Origin of the sequence: Bacillus licheniformis DSM 13 = ATCC 14580, assembly GCF_000011645.1 — a bacterium.
Taxonomy (GTDB): domain Bacteria; phylum Bacillota; class Bacilli; order Bacillales; family Bacillaceae; genus Bacillus; species Bacillus licheniformis.
This window is the reverse complement of sequence record NC_006270.3, coordinates 3,927,535-3,946,276: the sequence shown is the minus strand read 5'-3', so window position 1 is coordinate 3,946,276 and position 18,742 is coordinate 3,927,535. Positions and strand designations below refer to the sequence as shown.

General features: G+C 45.9%; 22 protein-coding genes. 18 read left to right on the top strand and 4 right to left on the bottom strand.

Annotated features, from left to right (window positions below; genetic code table 11):
- Positions 1-2: 2 nt before the first annotated feature.
- The 10 genes from TRNA_RS41785 (at position 3) to TRNA_RS41740 (ending at position 8,227) form a co-directional block, all read left to right on the top strand.
- Positions 3-2,159 (top strand): peptidase domain-containing ABC transporter, encoded by a 2,157-nt coding sequence (locus TRNA_RS41785; protein WP_003186373.1) that lies wholly within the window; start codon positions 3-5, stop codon positions 2,157-2,159.
- A complete protein-coding gene (locus TRNA_RS41780; protein WP_003186371.1) occupies positions 2,156-3,487 on the top strand; it encodes a S8 family peptidase in 1,332 nt (443 codons plus the stop codon). Before TRNA_RS41785 ends, TRNA_RS41780 begins: the two co-directional genes overlap by 4 nt.
- Before the next feature lie 5 nt (positions 3,488-3,492).
- Positions 3,493-3,681, top strand: a complete 189-nt coding sequence (locus TRNA_RS41775) for a DUF4177 domain-containing protein (protein WP_003186368.1) — start codon at positions 3,493-3,495, stop codon at positions 3,679-3,681.
- Positions 3,682-3,829: 148 nt separating this feature from the next.
- Positions 3,830-4,069 carry a helix-turn-helix transcriptional regulator gene (locus tag TRNA_RS41770; protein WP_009329858.1) on the top strand — a complete coding sequence of 80 codons (240 nt, stop codon included), beginning with the start codon at positions 3,830-3,832 and terminating at the stop codon, positions 4,067-4,069.
- On the top strand, positions 4,069-4,356 hold the full coding sequence (locus TRNA_RS41765; RefSeq protein WP_003186361.1) for a hypothetical protein: 288 nt from the start codon (positions 4,069-4,071) through the stop codon (positions 4,354-4,356). Before TRNA_RS41770 ends, TRNA_RS41765 begins: the two co-directional genes overlap by 1 nt.
- A gap of 2 nt (positions 4,357-4,358) precedes the next feature.
- Positions 4,359-4,994, top strand: coding sequence for an ATP-binding cassette domain-containing protein (locus tag TRNA_RS41760; protein WP_003186359.1), 636 nt, complete (start codon positions 4,359-4,361; stop codon positions 4,992-4,994).
- A 73-nt stretch (positions 4,995-5,067) separates the two neighbouring features.
- A complete protein-coding gene (locus tag TRNA_RS41755; RefSeq protein ID WP_223307065.1) occupies positions 5,068-5,694 on the top strand; it encodes a lichenicidin immunity protein in 627 nt (208 codons plus the stop codon).
- Positions 5,648-6,397 carry an ABC transporter permease gene (locus TRNA_RS41750; RefSeq protein WP_011198433.1) on the top strand — a complete coding sequence of 250 codons (750 nt, stop codon included), beginning with the start codon at positions 5,648-5,650 and terminating at the stop codon, positions 6,395-6,397. The genes TRNA_RS41755 and TRNA_RS41750 overlap by 47 nt, the downstream gene beginning before the upstream one ends.
- Entirely contained in the window at positions 6,378-7,280 is a 903-nt protein-coding gene (locus tag TRNA_RS41745; RefSeq protein ID WP_003186353.1) for an ABC transporter ATP-binding protein, read from the top strand. The genes TRNA_RS41750 and TRNA_RS41745 overlap by 20 nt, the downstream gene beginning before the upstream one ends.
- A gap of 5 nt (positions 7,281-7,285) precedes the next feature.
- Positions 7,286-8,227 carry an ABC transporter permease gene (locus tag TRNA_RS41740; RefSeq protein ID WP_003186351.1) on the top strand — a complete coding sequence of 314 codons (942 nt, stop codon included), beginning with the start codon at positions 7,286-7,288 and terminating at the stop codon, positions 8,225-8,227.
- Positions 8,228-8,253: 26 nt separating this feature from the next.
- Here TRNA_RS41740 and hemH read toward each other — a convergent pair whose 3' ends face one another.
- The 3 genes from hemH to katA form a co-directional block, all read right to left on the bottom strand.
- Positions 8,254-9,207: a ferrochelatase gene (hemH, locus tag TRNA_RS41735; protein ID WP_009329855.1), complete on the bottom strand. Its 954-nt coding sequence runs from the start codon at positions 9,205-9,207 to the stop codon at positions 8,254-8,256.
- A gap of 6 nt (positions 9,208-9,213) precedes the next feature.
- The gene (locus TRNA_RS41730; protein ID WP_003186347.1) at positions 9,214-9,630 is read right to left on the bottom strand and encodes a Fur family transcriptional regulator; all 417 of its coding nucleotides are present in this window, start codon (positions 9,628-9,630) and stop codon (positions 9,214-9,216) included.
- 117 nt (positions 9,631-9,747) lie between these two features.
- Positions 9,748-11,205, bottom strand: a complete 1,458-nt coding sequence (gene katA, locus TRNA_RS41725; protein ID WP_011198432.1) for a catalase KatA — start codon at positions 11,203-11,205, stop codon at positions 9,748-9,750.
- Between the two features lie 186 nt (positions 11,206-11,391).
- Between katA and TRNA_RS41720 the strand changes: the two genes are divergently transcribed.
- Positions 11,392-12,990 (top strand): catalase, encoded by a 1,599-nt coding sequence (locus TRNA_RS41720; protein ID WP_003186342.1) that lies wholly within the window; start codon positions 11,392-11,394, stop codon positions 12,988-12,990.
- 43 nt (positions 12,991-13,033) lie between these two features.
- Here TRNA_RS41720 and TRNA_RS41715 read toward each other — a convergent pair whose 3' ends face one another.
- Positions 13,034-14,287, bottom strand: a complete 1,254-nt coding sequence (locus TRNA_RS41715) for an MFS transporter (RefSeq protein ID WP_009329853.1) — start codon at positions 14,285-14,287, stop codon at positions 13,034-13,036.
- A gap of 153 nt (positions 14,288-14,440) precedes the next feature.
- Here TRNA_RS41715 and sigY point away from each other — a divergent pair, with 153 nt between their 5' ends.
- The 7 genes from sigY (at position 14,441) to TRNA_RS41680 (ending at position 18,724) form a co-directional block, all read left to right on the top strand.
- Positions 14,441-14,974 (top strand): RNA polymerase sigma factor SigY, encoded by a 534-nt coding sequence (sigY, locus tag TRNA_RS41710; RefSeq protein ID WP_011198430.1) that lies wholly within the window; start codon positions 14,441-14,443, stop codon positions 14,972-14,974.
- Positions 14,971-15,294 (top strand): YxlC family protein, encoded by a 324-nt coding sequence (locus TRNA_RS41705; protein WP_003186335.1) that lies wholly within the window; start codon positions 14,971-14,973, stop codon positions 15,292-15,294. The genes sigY and TRNA_RS41705 overlap by 4 nt, the downstream gene beginning before the upstream one ends.
- Complete coding sequence (locus tag TRNA_RS41700; protein ID WP_011201765.1) at positions 15,295-15,516, top strand: hypothetical protein; 222 nt, start codon at positions 15,295-15,297, stop codon at positions 15,514-15,516.
- Positions 15,513-15,725: a PLD nuclease N-terminal domain-containing protein gene (locus TRNA_RS41695; protein ID WP_011198428.1), complete on the top strand. Its 213-nt coding sequence runs from the start codon at positions 15,513-15,515 to the stop codon at positions 15,723-15,725. Before TRNA_RS41700 ends, TRNA_RS41695 begins: the two co-directional genes overlap by 4 nt.
- Positions 15,725-16,612: an ABC transporter ATP-binding protein gene (locus TRNA_RS41690; protein ID WP_003186328.1), complete on the top strand. Its 888-nt coding sequence runs from the start codon at positions 15,725-15,727 to the stop codon at positions 16,610-16,612. Before TRNA_RS41695 ends, TRNA_RS41690 begins: the two co-directional genes overlap by 1 nt.
- Positions 16,609-17,385: an ABC transporter permease gene (locus TRNA_RS41685; RefSeq protein ID WP_011198427.1), complete on the top strand. Its 777-nt coding sequence runs from the start codon at positions 16,609-16,611 to the stop codon at positions 17,383-17,385. The genes TRNA_RS41690 and TRNA_RS41685 overlap by 4 nt, the downstream gene beginning before the upstream one ends.
- Positions 17,386-17,494: 109 nt before the next feature.
- The gene (locus tag TRNA_RS41680; protein ID WP_009329848.1) at positions 17,495-18,724 is read left to right on the top strand and encodes a multidrug effflux MFS transporter; all 1,230 of its coding nucleotides are present in this window, start codon (positions 17,495-17,497) and stop codon (positions 18,722-18,724) included.
- Positions 18,725-18,742: the final 18 nt, after the last annotated feature.

The following is an 18,742-nucleotide window of genomic DNA, read 5'->3' as shown; positions in this document are numbered from 1 at the left end:
GCTTGTTTTTTCATAAGACACCGTTTATAGAACAGATGCAGCAGACGGAATGCGGACTGTGCTGTATGGCGATGGTAGCCGGACGGTATGGTTCGCATCATACTCTGCATGAGCTGAGGGATTTATCGGGATGCGGCAGGGACGGTATGACCCTTTTTCATATGCGTCAGCTCAGCGAAAATCTGGGATTTGACGCAAAGGTGTACAGGGCAGGCGCGGCAGAACTTCCACATGTGCGTCTGCCGGCAATCGCTTTTTGGTCCGATAATCATTATGTGGTTATTGATCAAATAAAAGACCGGCATGTCAACATCATCGATCCTGCGATTGGACGAAAAAAACTCAGTATCGAAGCTTTTCTCGAAAATTACAGCGGGATCGTGCTGGAGATGATCCCTACCGAGCGGATCAGGCCGAAGAAAAAACCGCCCGTCTGGAGGCATTTTCTTTTTCATTTAAAAGAATCCCCTTCTCTGCTTGCGACCGTGCTGTTGTTTGCGATGATCTTTCAGCTCGTTTCATTAGGCATACCGATGCTCGTGCAATACCTGATCGATGACATCCTTGCTCAAAATCAGCAGGCTCTGCTGCAAACATTTATGACGGGCGTTCTTGTTTTAATGCTCGTTCAAGGCACGGTTCAATTGATCAGGGGTCAATTTATCATTAAATTAAATAACTTCCTTGACAAACGAATGATGAGAACATTTTTCTCGCATATTCTGAAGCTTCCCTATCAATTCTTTCAATTGAGGTCGTTCGGGGATCTCCTTTTCCGCGCGACAAGCCTCCGGATTGTCAGGGATATGATGTCTTCCCAATTGGTCCTCGGCGTACTCGATTTTGGCGCACTTTTATTTATCTCGTTTTATATGTTTTATAAATCGCCGCCTTTAGCAGGGCTGGTTATTCTGCTGGCTCTTCTGAATGTCGGGATCACGGCGCTCAGCCGCGGGAAGCTGAGAGAAAAAAACCAGGACGAAATCGCAAAGACTTCGCAGATTCAAAGCTATCAGACTGAGTTTTTATATGGGATTTTTGGTATTAAGACTGCGGGAATCGAAAAAGAAACGTATCAAAAATGGGATCACTATCTGGGGGAACTGATCGGGGCATACCGACGCAAGGAAGGGTTTCTTAACATCGTGAACTCTCTGACAGGCACGATGCAGATCATATCACCAATGCTGATTTTATGGATTGGTGCAATGCTCGTGTTCGAAGGGAATTTATCGGTTGGGGAGCTGGTGGCATTTCATGCTTTATCCACACAATTCTTTAATACAAGCAGCTCGATCGTCCAAACCGTCAACTCGGTAATCTTGACGACGTCTTATCTTCATCGGATACAGGATATCCTTCAAAGCCCGATTGAAGAGACACCTGGAAATAAAGACAACTCCCCGATTAAGGGGGAGATCCGGCTTGAACGGGTTTCGTTCCGTTACAGCCCGCACAGCGAAGAAGTTATTAAAGACGTAAGCCTGCATATCAAGCCTGGCGAAAAAATCGCTATCGTCGGACAATCCGGGTCCGGAAAAAGCACGCTGGCAAAACTTATTCTTGGCCTCTATATGCCTACAAAAGGCAGTGTGTTCTATGATGGCGTGAATATTAAAAACAAGGATTTAAGCGCTCTTCGCAAACAAATTGGTGTTGTTCCCCAAGATGTAACGCTGTTCAACCGCAGCATTAAAGACAACATTTCTTTATACAGTGAAGATGTTGACATTGAGCGGATACATGAAGTCGCAAAAATGGCGCAAATATACGATGACATTCAAAATATGCCGATGGGCTTTAATACGATGATTTCTGAAATGGGGATGAATATTTCGGGAGGGCAGCGCCAGCGGATTGCCTTGGCCCGTGCACTGCTAAACCGCCCCGCTGTGATGCTGTTGGATGAAGCGACGAGTTCGCTGGATCATCAAAATGAAAAAAAAATCGACGCCTTTTTAAGGGAGCTGAAATGTACAAGAATTGTCATCGCGCATAAACTGACTTCAATCATGGATGCCGATAAAATCATCGTTTTGGAAGACGGCATGGTTTTAAATGTGGGTACGCATGAAACATTGCTGAATGAGAGCAAGTTTTACGGAGATTTTTATCGAAAGTTCCTTGAAAAAGAGCAATCTGCAGAGGTGATGATGTGAAAAGAATATATATTTTTCTCTTATGTTTTGCAGTCCTGCTGCCGGTCGGCGGAAAGACGGCTCAAGCAAAAGAACAAGCAGGAGAACAGTATCTTTTGCTTGAACATGTAAAAGATAAATCGAAACTGCTGGACACGGCGGAACAATTTCACATCCATGCCGATGTCATTGAAGAAATCGGATTTGCAAAAGTGACCGGTGAAAAACAAAAGCTTGCTCCTTTTACAAAGAAGCTTGCTGAAAAAGTCGGGGCTGACGTCATTGAAAAGCCGATTGCAAATACAGCAGTAAACGAAACGGAATCAGTCATCAGCGGTTCGCCTGCATGGGGGCTTGACGGTATTTTGGAACTAAAAGAATATCTATGGTTCGCTGCAAAGCAGACGGATTCCTATCGCACGTATCAAATCGAAAGAGGGCATCCGGACGTCAAAGTTGCCTTGATTGACAGCGGACTGGATCTTGACCATCCGGACTTAAAAGCGTCCGTCAATACAAATGGCGGCTGGAATTACATTGACGGCAAGCCTGTATCCGGAGATCCGACAGGACACGGAACACAAACAGCCGGGATGATCAATATCATTGCGCCAGATGTGACGATAACGCCTTATCAAGTGCTGGACGAAAAAGGCGGAGACAGCTACAACATCATGAAGGCGATGGTTGATGCAGTCAATGACGGGCATGAAGTCATCAACATCAGTACGGGAAGCTATACTTCTCTTGACAGGGAAGGAAAAGTGCTGATGAAAGCTTATCAAAGGGCTGCAAACTACGCTGCAAAGCATCAGGTGCTGGTCTTCTCTTCCGCCGGCAATAAAGGAGTCAACCTTGATGAGATGAGGAAAACGGAAAACAAGGTGCATTTGCCGAGCGCTTTGAAGCACGTCGTATCAGTCGGCAGCAATATGAAAAGCAACAATATTTCCCCATACTCCAATCAAGGGCGGGAAATTGAATTCACAGCCCCGGGAGGATATTTGGGAGAAACGTATGATCAGGATGGGATGGTTCGTGTGACAGACCTCGTACTGACAACGTATCCGAAAGGGAAGGACAACACCGCATTAGACCAGATGCTAAACATCCCAAAGGGATATTCCCTCTCATACGGAACAAGCTTGGCCGCCCCGCAGGTAGCTGGAACAGCTGCACTGGTTATATCTGAATACCGGGAGCGCCATCACAGGAAGCCATCGGCTAAACAAGTGCATCACATCCTGAGGAAATCGGCATTAGACCTGGGCAAACCGGGGAAAGATGTTATATACGGCTACGGGGAAGTACGCGCTTATCAAGCGCTGAAAATGATGAACAAGGAGTGAAGGGTATGTATGAATATCAAACAGTTTCAATCGCTGTAGGAGCATTCAACGGAAAACTTGAGAAAAATTATTCTGATGTGATTCATGAATATGCTGAAAAAGGCTGGAAGCTTCACAGCGTCTTTTCTGTTCCATCAAGGGCCGGAGGCCAGGTTTCTTCTATCGAACTGATTTTTGAAAAACCTAAATCTTGATTGTCGAAAAGATCTTCACACAATCATCACGTGAAGATCTTTTTTTAGTCTGTTTTGGTAAAAAACTTTTTACTTTTTGTTATAAACTCTTTACAATGTGTAAAAAACATTGTACTCTATATATGTAAATGATTTGCAAATAAAGAGGGTGATTGAGATTGAAAAGCAAAGCGGGGTGTTAACCAACCGGATTCCTGTGCTGCGAGCAGAGAAAGGGTGGACGCAAAAGCAGCTTGCCGATCTATTGGGTGTAACAAGACAAACTGTGATTTCCATTGAAAAGAATAAATACAAACCATCCCTGTTAATGGGGTTTCGCATTGCCGCGTTATTTGAGAAGGACATCAACGAGGTATTTCAATACCAACTAGAGGAGGATGATCGCTGATGCTAGAAATGATCAATTCAATTGGTGCTGTCGCAGGATTTGCGGGGTTTATCGGAATCATTATTTTAATCAGCCTTGACGGAAAGGATGAACGCGGGGCATATATTCAAAACAAATTCTTTCGGGTGATGTTCTTTTTGCTTACACTTGGAATATCCGCCGTTATTTTTACAAGTTCATGGGTCGATTTGTCGTTCGCCAATTATAAAAACATGGTCACACTGGCTTTTTCGCTGCCGTATTTCATTGGATTCTTCATTTTGTTGGGAATTCGTTCAAGGGTGTAGCCATGGTTGAGCTTCCAATTGTCATGAACCATGTTGAGGTGCGGGCGGGAGACAGGAAACTTCTTGAAAACGTCAGCCTTGCTGTGGACAAAGGGAGCCGGGTTTTGCTCAAAGGAGAAAACGGATCGGGAAAATCGACGTTTCTTAAAGCAATTACCGGCTTGTCTTTATTTGCGGGCGAAATTTTGATTTACGGTCAATCGATTATCCAAAACAGGGAAGCTGCTGTCGGGCATATCGGCTATGTCAGTGACGAAGTGCCGCTTCATGAGCACCTTACTGGAACGGACAATCTGAGAGTCCATGCCTTGCTTCACGGAATAGATGACGATGACCGGATCTATTCTGAACTAGAGCGGTTCGGTATCAATCCGGCTGATGACACGAAAGTACAGTACTATTCAACAGGCATGAGGCAAAAGCTGAAGATCGCAATGGCCTTATTTCATCAGCCTTCCATCTTAATATTGGATGAGCCTTTAAATGGGCTCGACCGAAAAGCGCAGGAAAGCGTTGTAGACATCATAAGGCGGTATGACGGGACCATCATGGCATCAAGCCATTGGAACGAAACTTTTATCGAATTGTTTGATCGTTTTCTAGCCATAGAAAGCGGGCGTTTAAATGAAATTGTTTAAAGTTTATTTTTGGTTAAGCTGTCCCGAAGCGGTGAAAAAGAGAATGAAATTTCAGACGTTTGCATGTACGGTTATGATCATCACGGTGCTCGCCGTTTTGCTTAATTATCTTCTCTTTTATAAAAACGGGGCAAATAAAGAAATCCGTAGCATGGAGGGAATGGCTGTTTATGTCGTCTCGGTTTGGCTGACTTATATTACAGGCAGAAGATTATTTGGACGCATGATGCATCAAGCTTTTATCTTGCGGTATCCCGTTCGCCTGTTCACTTGGGTGCTGACTGGAATCGCCGTGATAACTATCGTCTCAGCGCTGGTCTTGCTTTACGGCTGTTTGGCAGTCAGTCTGCTGTTTCAAAAGGATGTTTTGTTTTCGCCAGAGCGTTTAGCCGCTGTTGCGATACTGGCGGTGATCATGTCTTCCGTCCAGTTTTTTCTGAAGACGTTAAAGGCAGAATATCTATTTGTGCTGTTGATGACGCTGACGCCGTTTTTTATGCAAAGTGGAACACTTTATTTGCCGTGGGGAGTTTCTTGGCTTTTGTTGACTGAATATTCAGTGAACGATATAGGCCTGGCAGTTTATCTTATTTCGGCGGGTTATATAGCGGTCTGTATGTGTTGGATCTTAAGGAGCGGGGAGGAAAAGATCCGTGAAAAATTTGCTCAAAGCGGAATGGATCAAACTCAGGAACTCTGATTTTACAATGACGAGCATATTCATTCTTACCGCATCTTTAGTGTTTACAGGGTTTATGGCAAAACGAATCACCCCGTTTGCGGGAGGGAATGAATGGACATCGTTAAGGCATCTTACATTGCTGTTGGTATTCAGCACGATTTATCCCTGGCTTGTCTCTTCGGTCACAGTATTTTTGCATAAGGATGAACTGAAAAACCGAGTGTGGCTGAATCGAATCTTATCGCCGCAGCCTTTCGCAGCCATGCTTTTTGCTAAGGTTTTGTTTATTGGACTGTTCGCAGCCGCATTATATGCCGTCTGTGTGATCGAATCGCTTGCCTTCGGTTTAATATCGGGGTTCCCCGGGCCTGCCCCTTGGTTTTCTTGGATGAAGGGCTTCATTCTCAATCTCTTGTCAACCTTTCCGCTGATCTGTACGGTCCTATGGCTTAAATTCACCAGTAAGGAAAAGACCTCATTAAACATTATCGTATTCATTTGTTCACTGCTGAGTTTCGGCGTTTCGCAATCCCCTTTAGGGCTTCTCTTTCCATGGTCTTTTCCTGTGACGGCCCTCATTGCAATGGAGAAGTCAGTTGCCGTTCTTATCGGTTCGATTGTTTGGTTCACGGCGGTTTCGCAGCTCTTTTTTTCTCTTCTATTGAAACAGATCAGGCCATACCAAAAAGGAGGAATACAAAATGAGTCAAGTCGAATTTGAAGGTGTAAGTAAACGAATAAAAGGCAGACCAATTGTCCAAAATATCACATTTCAAATTGCCCCAGGTACAATTTTTGGGCTGCTCGGGCCAAACGGCGCTGGCAAGACAACACTTATCAAAATGATTGTCGGGATGGCAAAGCCGACATCAGGAGATATCCGCATCGACGGCTATTCAGTTAAAAGCAATTACGAGGAAGCGGCAGCCCGAGTCGGTTCTGTTGTTGAAAACCCATCCTTTTATGAGCACTTAACAGGATACCAAAACCTTAAATATCTCGGCGGATTCCACAGCCACGTGTCAAAGGAGCGCATAGAAGAGATCGTTCAGCTTGTTGATTTGACAGGAAGTATTCATAAACCAGTTAAAACGTATTCATTAGGCATGAAACAGCGTTTGGGCCTTGCCGTCGCGCTCTTGCATGATCCGGAATTTCTCATTCTCGATGAACCGACAAACGGCCTTGATCCTCAGGGAATCATTGATTTGCGCGAACACCTTCAGTACTTGGCGAAAACCTTCAACAAAACGATTTTGATTTCGAGTCATCTTCTGTCTGAGGTTGAGATGATTTGTGATGAATACGGCGTCATGAAAAACGGAGAACTCCTGCAAATTAAGAGCAATCACCGCGATACCGATACGGTTCGTTATCGGCTTACATTAAACGGCCACGCCGATGAAGCGGCTGACCTGTTGAATGAGTACCAGTATGCAGGCGGTCTCACGGAAGATAAAAATGAGATTTATGTCCTTTGCATGGAAGAAGACATTATGAAAGTCGTTAATCTGTTAATGGAGAACAAAATAAGAGTTCTGCATATGAAGCAGGAAAAACAGTCGATAGAACAAAGCTTTCTGGAATTGATCAATAAGGGGTGACCGGCATGAGGGTCTTGAAAAATGAACTTTACAGGCTGATGGTGACGAAAAGTACCTGGATTGTGTTAAGCTTGCTGCTTGTCATGACAATCGCTGTTGCATGGATGGTCAGCAATGGCGAAAAGGAGAAGGAGACAGGTAACTGGAAAGAGCAATTAACCGTTCAAAACGCTCAGTATGAAAGAGAAATGAGAGAGCTGAGCCCAGCGGTTCCCAAATACCAATTTTTAAAAGAAGAGATCGCGGTCAATCAATACCGGCTTGAGCATAATTTGCCGCCTTCTGCGAAATACAATGTTTGGACGATGCTGAAGGAGTTAAAACCGATCACAACATTAATCGCGTTGATTGCAATCGTGCTGGCAGCGAACTCCATCGCGCTTGAGCACAGCAAAGGAACTATTAAATTTGCGATTGCAACACCGGTCAAGCGTTGGCATTATCTATTGGGGAAATACTTGTCGATCTTGCTCAACACTGTATTTATGTTTGCTGCGACACTTTTATTTGCGTTTGTTTTAGGGTATGCCCTGCTAGGTTTGGAGGGAAGCCAATACTATTTGTCCTATCGAAGCGGCGAAGTGATAAAGATGTCAATGCTGAAGTTTTTAGCCTTAGACTATGGAGCCGCTTTATTGAATATTATTGTGCTGGCCACGCTGGCCTTTATGATTTCGGTCATCCTAAGAAGCGCGGTCGTCTCTGTCGGTCTTTCGCTGTTCGTCTTTTTTACAGGGTCTGCGATTACTCAATTTTTAGCGGCAAAATTTGATTGGACCAAGTATACGATCTTTGCAAATTCAGATCTCAGTCAATACATTGATGGGGAGCCGTTTATTCAAGATATGACTCTTTCATTTTCAGCGGCTGTGATTGCTGTTTATTTTATTCTTTTTCTGGCTGTCTCCTTTTGGGTTTTTCAAAAGCGGGATATTGTCACGTCATAACATTGCAGCAAAAAGCGGAGCTCGATTTACAGCTCCGCTTTCTCCTGTTCTGTGCTGTTGTATGTTCGCTCCACGACTGAAGCAAGCGTATCGATGAACCGCGGATCAGTGTTCGGCATAGGCGGACGGTGATAGCTTGCGCCAAGCTCGTCCGTAACCACTTTGCACTCATAGTCGTTGTCATACAGAACTTCCAGGTGGTCAGATACAAAACCGACTGGTGCGTAAATGAATGACCGGAAGCCTTCTTCATACAGTTCCTTTGTTAAGTCTTGGACGTCCGGGCCGAGCCAAGGATCGGGCGTGTTGCCCTCGCTTTGCCAGCCTACGGCGATCTGGTCAAATGACAGCCGTTCTCCGATTAGTTGTGCTGTTTTCTCGAGCTGATCCGGGTAAGGATCGCCATGCTCCCTGATTTTTTCCGGCAGGCTGTGTGCTGAGAATATGACGGCCGCTTTTTCCCGCTCTTTTTCAGACATGTCGTTTAAAATGCTGCCGATTTCTTCAGACCAATAGCGAATAAAGCCTTCTTCCTGATACCACTCGTCAATCGATGCGATCCGTGGTCCGCCGATTGCTGCTGCGGCCTGTTTGGCGCGCCGATTGTATACTTCGGTGCTGAAGGTGGAATAGTGGGGAGCTAAGACGACGGAAACGGCCTCTTCAATTTGGTCTTTTTTCATTTGTTCAACCGCATCCTCGATAAACGGAGAGATGTGTTTTAAGCCGAGATACATCACGTATTCGACTTTATCTTGGCGCTCGTTCAACGTTTTTTCCAGCTCTTTTGCCTGAGCGAGCGTAATTTTCGCGAGCGGAGAGATTCCGCCGATATGCTTGTAGCGTTTTTTCAAGTCTTCAATCATATCATCGGACGGTCGTTTTCCATGACGGATATGCGTGTAATACGGAATGATATCTTCTTCCTGATAAGGGGTTCCGTATGCCATGACTAACAGGCCGACTTTTTTTCGTTCCATATGTCTTCACCTCTGCTGCTGTTCTTGGCATGTTGTACAGATTCCATAGATTCCTAGAAAATGCGAGTTCACTTTAAAGTTCGTCAATTGTGCTGCCGCATGCTCTACCTCTTTGAGGTGAGGATAGTCCAGATCAGCGATCTTCCCGCATGATTTACAAATGACATGATAATGCTGTGATGTAAACAGTTCATATTTGCTTTTTGCGTCTCCGTGAGACAGCTCTTTTAAAATGCCGAGCTTCACAAATAGTTTCAAGTTGCTGTAGATTGTCGGGAGACTCATGTACGGCAATTCCCGGTGAATGTCTTCCGCCGATGGATGGCCGCCCAAAGAAGCAATCGTTTTTAAAATCAGGACGCGCTGAGCTGTAATTCGTAAACCCCGCTTTTTTAATAAAGGGACGAGCTGCTCGTCTTCCACACGTAACATCCCCTGTCGTTCTTTGATTAAGGGCAGGCACCCGCATGCTTAAGAGGACGGGTGCCTGTACCTGAGAAAATGAGAATTTCATTGAGAATGATTGAAATGATATTAGCCTTAAACTTCCTGCGGAACAGACAAGCCCAATCCTTCGGCAACTCGTGTGCCGTACTCCGGATCTGCTTTATAGAAATGCTGAATTTGACGAAGCTTAATTTCGTCTTTTGTCACCTGCTTCATCGAACCTACGATATTGCTGACAAGGCGGGTCCGCTCTTCTTCGCTCAAGAGGCGGTAAAGATCTCCGGCCTGTGTATAGTGGTCGTTATGGTCGTAGGCCGTGCTGTCCGCCGAACCTGACACCGGATAAGCCGTTGTTTTGTTTTCCGGAGTTTCCTGAGGGCCTCCGAAGCTGTTCGGCTCATAGTAGACAGAGCCGCCGCCGTTTGAATCAAAGCGCATTTGTCCGTCTCTTTGATAATTATGAACTTCCGCTTTCGGACGGTTGATCGGCAGGCTGTTATGGTTTGCGCCGACGCGGTAGCGGTGTGCATCCGCATATGCGAACAGGCGTCCCTGAAGCATTTTGTCGGGAGACGGTTCAATGCCGGGCACCAATGTTCCAGGGGAGAATGTAGCTTGTTCAACCTCTGCGAAATAGTTTTCCGGATTCCGGTTTAGAACCATGCGGCCGACTTCAATCAGCGGATAATCTTTTTGCGACCATACTTTTGTCACATCGAACGGATCAAAACGGTACGTATCCGCATCCTCCAGCGGCATTATTTGAACGTACAGCTTCCATGCCGGGAAGTCGCCTTTTTCAATCGCCTCATACAAGTCCTGTGTGTGATAATCGGGGTTTTCACCTGCAATCTTTGTCCCCACTTCTTCGGTCAGGTTTTTAATGCCTTGTTCTGTTTTGAAGTGGTATTTGATCCAGACGCCTTCTCCTTCGGCATTCACCCATTTGAATGTGTGGGAGCCGAAGCCGTGCATGTGCCGGTAAGTCGCAGGGATGCCCCTGTCAGACATCAGGATGGTTACCTGGTGCAGGGATTCAGGAGACAATGACCAAAAATCCCATACGGCATCCGGGTTTTTCAAATGTGTGACCGGATGGCGCTTTTGTGTATGAATGAAGTCAGGGAATTTAATCGCATCGCGGATAAAGAAAACAGGTGTATTGTTTCCAACGAGATCATAGTTCCCTTCCTCTGTATAAAATTTAACAGCGAAACCGCGCGGGTCGCGGACGGAATCGGCTGAACCGTTTTCGCCGGCAACAGTTGAAAAACGGACAAATAACGGCGTGCGTTTTCCGACTTCTGATAAAAATTTGGCTTTTGTATATTTGGAAACGTCATTTGTGACTTCAAAATAACCGTGCGCACCGGCGCCTTTTGCATGCACAACCCGTTCAGGCACACGCTCTCTATTGAAGTGGGCGAGCTTTTCGAGCAAGTGGACGTCCTGAATCAGCGTCGGTCCGCGTGAACCAGCTGTCATTGAGTTTTGGTTGTCTCCAACTGGAGCGCCCCAGCTGGTTGTTAGGTTGTTTTTATTTGTCGTCATCAAAGGATCACCTCGCGTAAATTTTAATTACAAAACAATGATAACATTTCTCAAGAAAAAAACAATATTTATTTATAATTATTATAAAGAAAAATTTATTATCGTTGATTTGATCATGATAAATGCTGAATAACTTTTCTGGATTGGGATAAATTATTGTTAATTCCAAATAAAGGGGGAAGAAGAATGGATCAGCATTCAAACGAGCAGAAATCTGACATGGAGACTGATGATACGTTAACAAACCGGCAGGGCCACCCGATCACAAACAATCAGAATATCAGAACCGTGGGCAACCGGGGGCCATCAACATTGGAGAACTATGATTTCCTGGAGAAGATCAGCCACTTTGACAGGGAGAGGGTTCCAGAGCGGGTCGTCCATGCCAGGGGAGCCGGAGCGCACGGCTATTTTGAAGCTTATGGGACAGCAGGCGATGAGCCGGTCTCAAAGTATACGAGAGCAAAGCTTTTTCAGGAAAAAGGCAAGAGAACCCCGGTGTTTGTCCGTTTTTCGACGGTGACTCACGGGATATCCTCACCGGAAACGCTGCGGGATCCCCGCGGATTTGCGGTCAAGTTCTACACTGAAGACGGTAACTGGGATCTGGTCGGAAACAACTTGAAGATCTTCTTTATCCGCGATGCGGTAAAGTTTCCGGATTTAATCCATGCATTTAAGCCGGACCCGGTTACGAATTTGCAGGATGGCGAAAGAATCTTTGACTTCATTTCCAACACGCCTGAAGCGATGCATATGATCACATTTTTGTTTTCGCCTTGGGGTATTCCGGCGAACTACCGGCAGATGCAGGGGTCCGGGGTGAACACGTACAAATGGGTGAATCAAGAAGGGGAAGCCGTGCTTGTGAAATATCACTGGGAACCGAAGCAGGGCATAAAAAACTTGACGCAAAAAGAGGCGGAAGAAATTCAGGCGAAGAATTTCAATCACGCCACACAGGATTTATATGAAGCGATTGAGCGCGGAGATTATCCCGAGTGGGAGCTGTTCGTTCAAATCATGAGCGATGATGAGCATCCTGAGCTCGATTTTGACCCGCTTGACGACACGAAGCTGTGGCCTGAAGATCAATTTCCTTGGCTGCCTGTCGGCAAAATGGTTTTAAACAAAAATCCGGAAGACTACTTTACAGAAGTCGAACAAGCGGCATTTGGAACAGGGGTTCTTGTCGACGGACTTGACTTTTCCGATGACAAAATGCTTCAGGGACGTACTTTTTCCTACTCGGATACACAGCGCTACAGAGTGGGAGCCAACTATCTGCAGCTGCCGATCAATGCGCCGAAAAAAAGGGTGGCAACCAATCAGCGGGGCGGCCAGATGCAGTACAAGGTCGATTTAGGCAAAAATCAAAGCCCGCACATCAACTATGAACCTTCAACCATCAACGGGCTGAAAGAAGCAAAGCAGGATGGCAAAGAATACACCCCGCATGTGGAAGGAAACCTTGTGCGCGAAAGTATCGACAGGCAGAATAATTTCAAGCAGGCCGGGGACACTTACAGGCATTTCGAAGACTGGGAAAAGGACGAGCTGATTACGAATCTGGTCAATACACTTGCCCCGTGCGACCAAAGAATTCAAACGAAGATGATCGATATGCTGAAGCAATGCGACAAGGAATATGGAAGCAGAGTCGAGGAAGGATTAAAAAACGCCTCCAGCCAAAATACATCCAGCCGGGAGCCGATCGGAGCAGAAGGCGCCGAAGATGCCCCGAGACAGGCGGAAGAAAAAGGGCACTCTCAAGACCCGTATTAAAGAAGAAAACAGCGATGAACCTCTTGTGGGATTCATCGCTGTTTCACTTACGGAAGACCTTCGTCGGCTGAACGATATTTGAGGATTTATCCCGTCTTCCTGCTGTAAATATACGAAACTGTTTGGAAAAAAGCATGATACATGCAGCGGCCAGTGACAATGCGCCGGCAAACCAAAACACCTTCGGCAGCCCGAACAGTTCAGCCACTTTTCCCGCCACAACCGGTCCGAGAAAAAAACCGAGCGCATAAAAAGATTGATAGAAACCCATCACAGACATTTTGAGCTGAGGCGTACCAAGCTGAACGACTTTGCTGACCAAAAGCGGAAAAATAAATCCCAATGTCAGTCCTGTCACGGCGTGGACGATACATACCGCGAAAAGGGTTTCGGCAAACGGCAGCAAGCAAAAGAAAACAGCCGTTATCACATAAGATATCCATATCAGTGCATCGGCGGCCTTTACTTTGTAAAAGATACACCACACGGAAGCCAGCGTTTGCGGAACAAAAAAGGCGAACATAACCCAAATCAGCTGTTTCTCATCGATTCCGACCGATTCCGCGTAAATCGGCGTAAATCCGAACACGGTCATAAATAGTACAGCGTGGGCTAAAAACGATAATGTTGTAATCGCTTTTAAATCAGGAAGACGCAACGTCTGTTTAACATAGTCTGACAAAGCCATCCCCTTGGCCGTATGGCGGGGCCCGTTATCTTTAATGTAAAATGACAGAATCAGTCCGATGCATGATACGGCAACACCGATCCAAAACGGAAACATCCAGCCGAACAAATGGACGAGGTAGCCGCTGACTGCCATGCTGATGAATTGGGGAAGGACCGTTAAAAACTGCAGGATGCCCATCGCTTTTGATGATTGATCTTTTGTAAAATACTGCGAGTATAAAACGGTTGCCATCACCCACATCGCCGCGGTCATACCGGCGAGCAGCCTGGCTGTGATCACCATGATGAACGAATCGGACAACAGAAATATGCAGCAGCTCAACAGAGACATTGCAAAGCCGCTGATCAACAGCTGTTTTCTAAGCGGCGAAAGAACATCAGACAGGATGCCGAACGGAAAACGCAGTAATATCTGAGTGACGCCGTAGCTTCCAAGTACGATTCCTATCGCTGAATATGAAAATCCGATGTTGTCTAAATATAATCCGAAAACAGGGACATAGATGTATGTAGCAAACCAGAAACAAAAGACGGCACCCCAAAAGATCATATGATCTTTCCTTAAAATTTGTTTTTCTTCATAGACGATTTGTTTTTGCCGCTCCATCCCTTTTTACTCACACCCCTTTAAATTCAAGTACATCATAAATCCCGGCCGAAAAACAAGATGATTTTTTATCTTATTGAAATAGAATTGAACGGTTTGCTTGCAGGCGTCGTCCTAGATACAGAGACAAAAAGAAAGGGGGTTTGCGTTTTAGTGGATCAAGCAGATGAAAAAGAACTGATCATACGGGCAAAAGACGGTGAAGATGCGGCTTTTACGAAACTGTTTCAGCTTCATTACCCCTTTGTATATCAATATGTTCTGAAATTAACGCTGAACCCAGATCTCACAGAGGACTTGGTCCAGGAAACGATGCTGAAAGCGTATGTCAGCCTTCATCAGTTTCAGGGCAATGCAAAATTTTCAACATGGCTGATCTCAATTGCTTCCCGGCTGTTTATCGACCATCAGCGCCGGAAAAAACGCGAAAACCGCAAAACGCAAGCAGCAGGAGAGGAAGCCTTGCGAAAAATGAAATGGAATTCTGCCCTTCACGGCCACGAATGGAGCGAATACTTGGAGATGTTTGCTGCGCTTGAGCCTGAGTTCAGAATGCCAATCTTGTTAAGACACTATTACGGGTTTACTTACCCTGAAGTGGCAAACATGCTGAAAATAAAAGAAGGTACCGTCAAATCGCGCGTGCATCATGGATTAAAGAAAATTCGAAAGGAGTGGGGACAGTGAATGAACGAGATGAAAAAGAAACGGTTACACATTTGAAACGCGAACTCGAAAGAATTGATGATAATTTTGTGCCGCCGGTTCCTCAAGCATTTGAACTGAATCAGCGTTTAGCGCGGTTTAAGCAAGAGCGCAAGCGGGCGCTTAAAAAGGAATTGCTTTGTTTTATCGTCATGGCGCTGGTGATTTTATCGGCCTACTTGACGATTTCCGTTCAAGTACCGGCTGTTTTTATCATGGTGCAGGGAGCGGCGCTTATCTTGCTGCCAGCGCTTGCCCTGATAGAAAAAAGGCGGCATACGGCTGATGAGGAGGCTGATTAAATGAATCTTGACATGACTCAGGAAAAACTGCTGCTGCTGCTGCTTTGCATTTCACCGCTTTTATTTGCGCAGAGTATCTTTCTATTTCTTAATGCGAAGAAAAAGGGAGCCAATGCGTGGTTCTGGGGAATATGGGGCTTGATCCAAACACCGATGCCTTTATTATTCTATTATTTATTTGTTGTAAGGCCGTTTCATAAAAAAAGGAGGCCGTTATCATGACTGGAGCAGATATACCTTGGGCGCTGCTCGCCCCTTTCATTGTGCTGTCTTTCATTTTAGCAGTGTCCGCATTGGTCAGTTGCATAAAACAGGAGAAAACGAATGGCCCAAAGTGGATGTGGATTTTGATCATTTTCGGGATCAGTTTTGTCGGTCCCGTCTCTTACTTTATCATCGGTAAAAAAACATATGAGAGGAGGCGGGTGTGATGCTGTCCGTCAATGGCTTAACAAAAATGTATCAGCAGCACCAAGCTGTCCAAAATGTCAGCTTTGACCTTGAATATCAGCAATGCGTTGCCCTTCTCGGGCCGAACGGAGCGGGAAAAACGACCACATTGCAAATGCTTTCCGGTTTATTGGCCCCTACATCAGGACGCATCCGCTTTTTGGGGAGAGAATCGATAAACAGGCTGGAAATCGGATATTTGCCTCAGCATCCTGCGTTTTTTTCATGGATGACAGCTTTAGAATATACGGTATTCGCTGCAAGGCTTTCCAAAATGAAACGTCGTGAAGCCCTGGAAAAGAGTCGAACCGCTTTGCGCTATGTCGGTCTGGAAAAGGAAGAAGACCGGAAAATCGGCGGTTTTTCAGGAGGGATGAAGCAAAGGCTCGGGCTGGCGCAGGCTTTGGTTCATGAGCAGAGGCTGTTGATTTTGGATGAACCTGTTTCCGCCCTGGATCCGGCGGGGCGGCGCGAAGTGCTTGATATGATGAAGGATTTAAAAAAGAAGATGACAATCCTATTTTCGACTCATGTGCTGCATGATGCCGAAGAGGTGTGCGATCAAGTGATCATGCTGAAAGAAGGGGCTGTCAAATGGTCTGGTCCGCTTCACAGATTGAAGAACCGTCATTTAAAGCCATCATATATGCTGACAGCTGAAGAAAGTCTTGAAGGATGGCTGGAACACCTGCCTTATGTCAGCAAAGTCGTGTATCATAAGCCTTCACAAGCTGAATTTTATTTAACAGATCGGTCTGACAGCCGCCGACTGTTGGCTGAATGCTTGAACAGACAAGTATCGATTGTTCGTTTTGAACAAAAAACGATGTCCTTGGAAGATATGTATCTGAAGGTGATGGGGCTATGAATTCATTTTTTATGTTATTTCAAAAAGAATGGACGGAAAGATGGAGAGACGGAAAGCTGCTTTGGCTGCCTGTCATTTTGATCCTTCTGGGCTTGATTCAGCCGCTCAGCCTGTATTATATGCCTCAAATTATCGATATGGCCGGGAATTTGCCTGAGGGATCCGTGATCGACATACCAAGGCCGAGAGGTGAAGAGGTAATGGCGAGCACCTTGTCCCAGTTCGGCACGGTTGGTACGGCAATTTTCGTTTTCAGTGTGATGGGCAGCATTGTCCACGAACGAAACCAAGGATCCCTTTCATTGGTGATGGCGAGACCTGTCAGCCCGCTTCAGTATATCGGCAGCAAGTGGCTTCAGCAGGTGCTGCTCGTATTGGTTTCGTTTGCTGCAAGCTACGGTTTGGCTTTCTACTATACAAATCTGCTATTCGGCAAGGTTGAATTTGACCGGTTTTTATTTAGTTTATCCGTGTACAGTATATGGATTATATTTGTCATGTCGGTCACGATGTTTTTCAGTGCTCTGTTTCGCCATATCGGGGGGATTGCCGGCATGAGCATCTGTTTCATCGCCTTCGTTTCATTGGCGGGATCCTTATTTCCCCGCTTTACCGAATGGATGCCTGATAAGGCGAAAAGCCAGGCTGATTATTTTATCATGCACGGTTCATGGGACCATGCTTTCGGCTGGATGGTGTTTTCGTCTTTGGGAATTGTAATTCTTTTGTTCATGTGCACCGTTTTTGTTTTTAAAAGATATGAATCTTACTAATCAGCCGGGCTCGCCCGGTTTTTCTAATTGTCATCTTCATAACTTAAGGTATACAATACACTGGAAGGTTTCGAGGGCGTATTTAAAAATATAATAAAGGAGTGATCCAATGGGTACGCTTAACAGCCAGGCAGATCTTGCGGCTCATTCGAAAGCAAAGCCGAACAGGGTATGGATCGCTGTCATATTGGGTATTTTATCGGGAATCGGTCCGGTTGTGATCGATTTATATTTGCCCGGCCTTCCACAGATGGCAACTGATTTACATACGAATGCTTCCGTCGTTCAGCTCAGTTTAACATCGTGTTTACTGGGGCTGGCAATCGGCCAAATTGTCATCGGCCCTTTCAGCGATGTCCTTGGAAGAAGGCTTCCGCTGATCGTGTCGCTGTCCGTTTTTGCCGCGGCCTCTTTTTTATGTGCTATGACATCTTCTGTATGGGTTTTGATCGCGATGCGCTTTATTCAAGGCGCGGCGGGGGCAGGCGGCATCGTCATATCACGCGCGATTGCCCGTGATCTATATTCTGGAACAGAATTGACAAAGTTCTTTTCGCTCTTGATGCTTGTTAACGGGATAGCGCCTATCATATCTCCGGTAGCGGGCGGACAGCTGATGAAATGGACGACGTGGAACGGCGTATTTTTCATCATCGGCCTTTTTGGCCTGCTGATGATTTTGTCCGTTATATTCGGGGTTAAAGAGTCGCTGTCTCCGGAAAACCGTACGGCAGGCGGATTCAAAGAGACGTTTGTATCATTTGGAAGGCTCTTCGGCCAGCGTACATTTATGGGATACGCCTTGGCGCAAGGGCTGATCGTAGCGGGGATGTTCGGCTATATATCGGCCTCTCCGTTTGTTTTGCAGGACATTTACAAATTGTCGGCTCAAGCCTTTAGTTTTTGTTTCGCATTAAACGGCCTGGGCATTATTATCGCAGCTCAGATTACGGGCAGGCTTGCCGGCCGGTTCGGTGAAGCGTCCCTTTTGCGGAGCGGTTTGCTGCTGTCTTTTACCGCAAGCGTTGTTTTATTTGTTTCTGTCTTTTTTAAAGCTCCGCTGATTCTTATTTTAATCCCGCTGTTTGTCGTGGTTTCCTGCATCGGAATCGTGACGACGACCAGCGGATCCTTGGCCATGCAGAGCCAGGGGAAATCAGCCGGGAGCGCATCTGCGCTTCTAGGACTGCTTCCGTTTATTTTAGGAGCTGCCGCGGCGCCGCTCGTCGGTATTGCCGGAAGCCATACAGCTTTGCCGATGGCAGTCGTCATTCTGTTTTGCAATATCAGCGCGCTCGCTTGTTTTAACATACTGGTTCGGCGGGCAGCGCTTAAATGAAAAAAAGCCTGGCGGCTC

Excerpts from the sequence above, each read along its gene's own strand:
- TRNA_RS41775 (WP_003186368.1), top strand. The coding sequence starts at position 3,493 with ATGTATGAATATCAAACAGTTTCAATCGCTGTAGGAGCATTCAACGGA.
- TRNA_RS41765 (WP_003186361.1), top strand. The coding sequence starts at position 4,069 with ATGCTAGAAATGATCAATTCAATTGGTGCTGTCGCAGGATTTGCGGGG.
- TRNA_RS41760 (WP_003186359.1), top strand. The coding sequence starts at position 4,359 with ATGGTTGAGCTTCCAATTGTCATGAACCATGTTGAGGTGCGGGCGGGA.
- TRNA_RS41755 (WP_223307065.1), top strand. The coding sequence starts at position 5,068 with ATGATCATCACGGTGCTCGCCGTTTTGCTTAATTATCTTCTCTTTTAT.
- TRNA_RS41745 (WP_003186353.1), top strand. The coding sequence starts at position 6,378 with ATGAGTCAAGTCGAATTTGAAGGTGTAAGTAAACGAATAAAAGGCAGA.
- TRNA_RS41740 (WP_003186351.1), top strand. The coding sequence starts at position 7,286 with ATGAGGGTCTTGAAAAATGAACTTTACAGGCTGATGGTGACGAAAAGT.
- hemH (WP_009329855.1), bottom strand. The coding sequence starts at position 9,207 with ATGGAACGAAAAAAAGTCGGCCTGTTAGTCATGGCATACGGAACCCCT.
- katA (WP_011198432.1), bottom strand. The coding sequence starts at position 11,205 with ATGACGACAAATAAAAACAACCTAACAACCAGCTGGGGCGCTCCAGTT.
- TRNA_RS41720 (WP_003186342.1), top strand. The coding sequence starts at position 11,392 with ATGGATCAGCATTCAAACGAGCAGAAATCTGACATGGAGACTGATGAT.
- TRNA_RS41715 (WP_009329853.1), bottom strand. The coding sequence starts at position 14,287 with ATGGAGCGGCAAAAACAAATCGTCTATGAAGAAAAACAAATTTTAAGG.
- TRNA_RS41700 (WP_011201765.1), top strand. The coding sequence starts at position 15,295 with ATGAATCTTGACATGACTCAGGAAAAACTGCTGCTGCTGCTGCTTTGC.
- TRNA_RS41695 (WP_011198428.1), top strand. The coding sequence starts at position 15,513 with ATGACTGGAGCAGATATACCTTGGGCGCTGCTCGCCCCTTTCATTGTG.
- TRNA_RS41690 (WP_003186328.1), top strand. The coding sequence starts at position 15,725 with ATGCTGTCCGTCAATGGCTTAACAAAAATGTATCAGCAGCACCAAGCT.
- TRNA_RS41685 (WP_011198427.1), top strand. The coding sequence starts at position 16,609 with ATGAATTCATTTTTTATGTTATTTCAAAAAGAATGGACGGAAAGATGG.
- TRNA_RS41680 (WP_009329848.1), top strand. The coding sequence starts at position 17,495 with ATGGGTACGCTTAACAGCCAGGCAGATCTTGCGGCTCATTCGAAAGCA.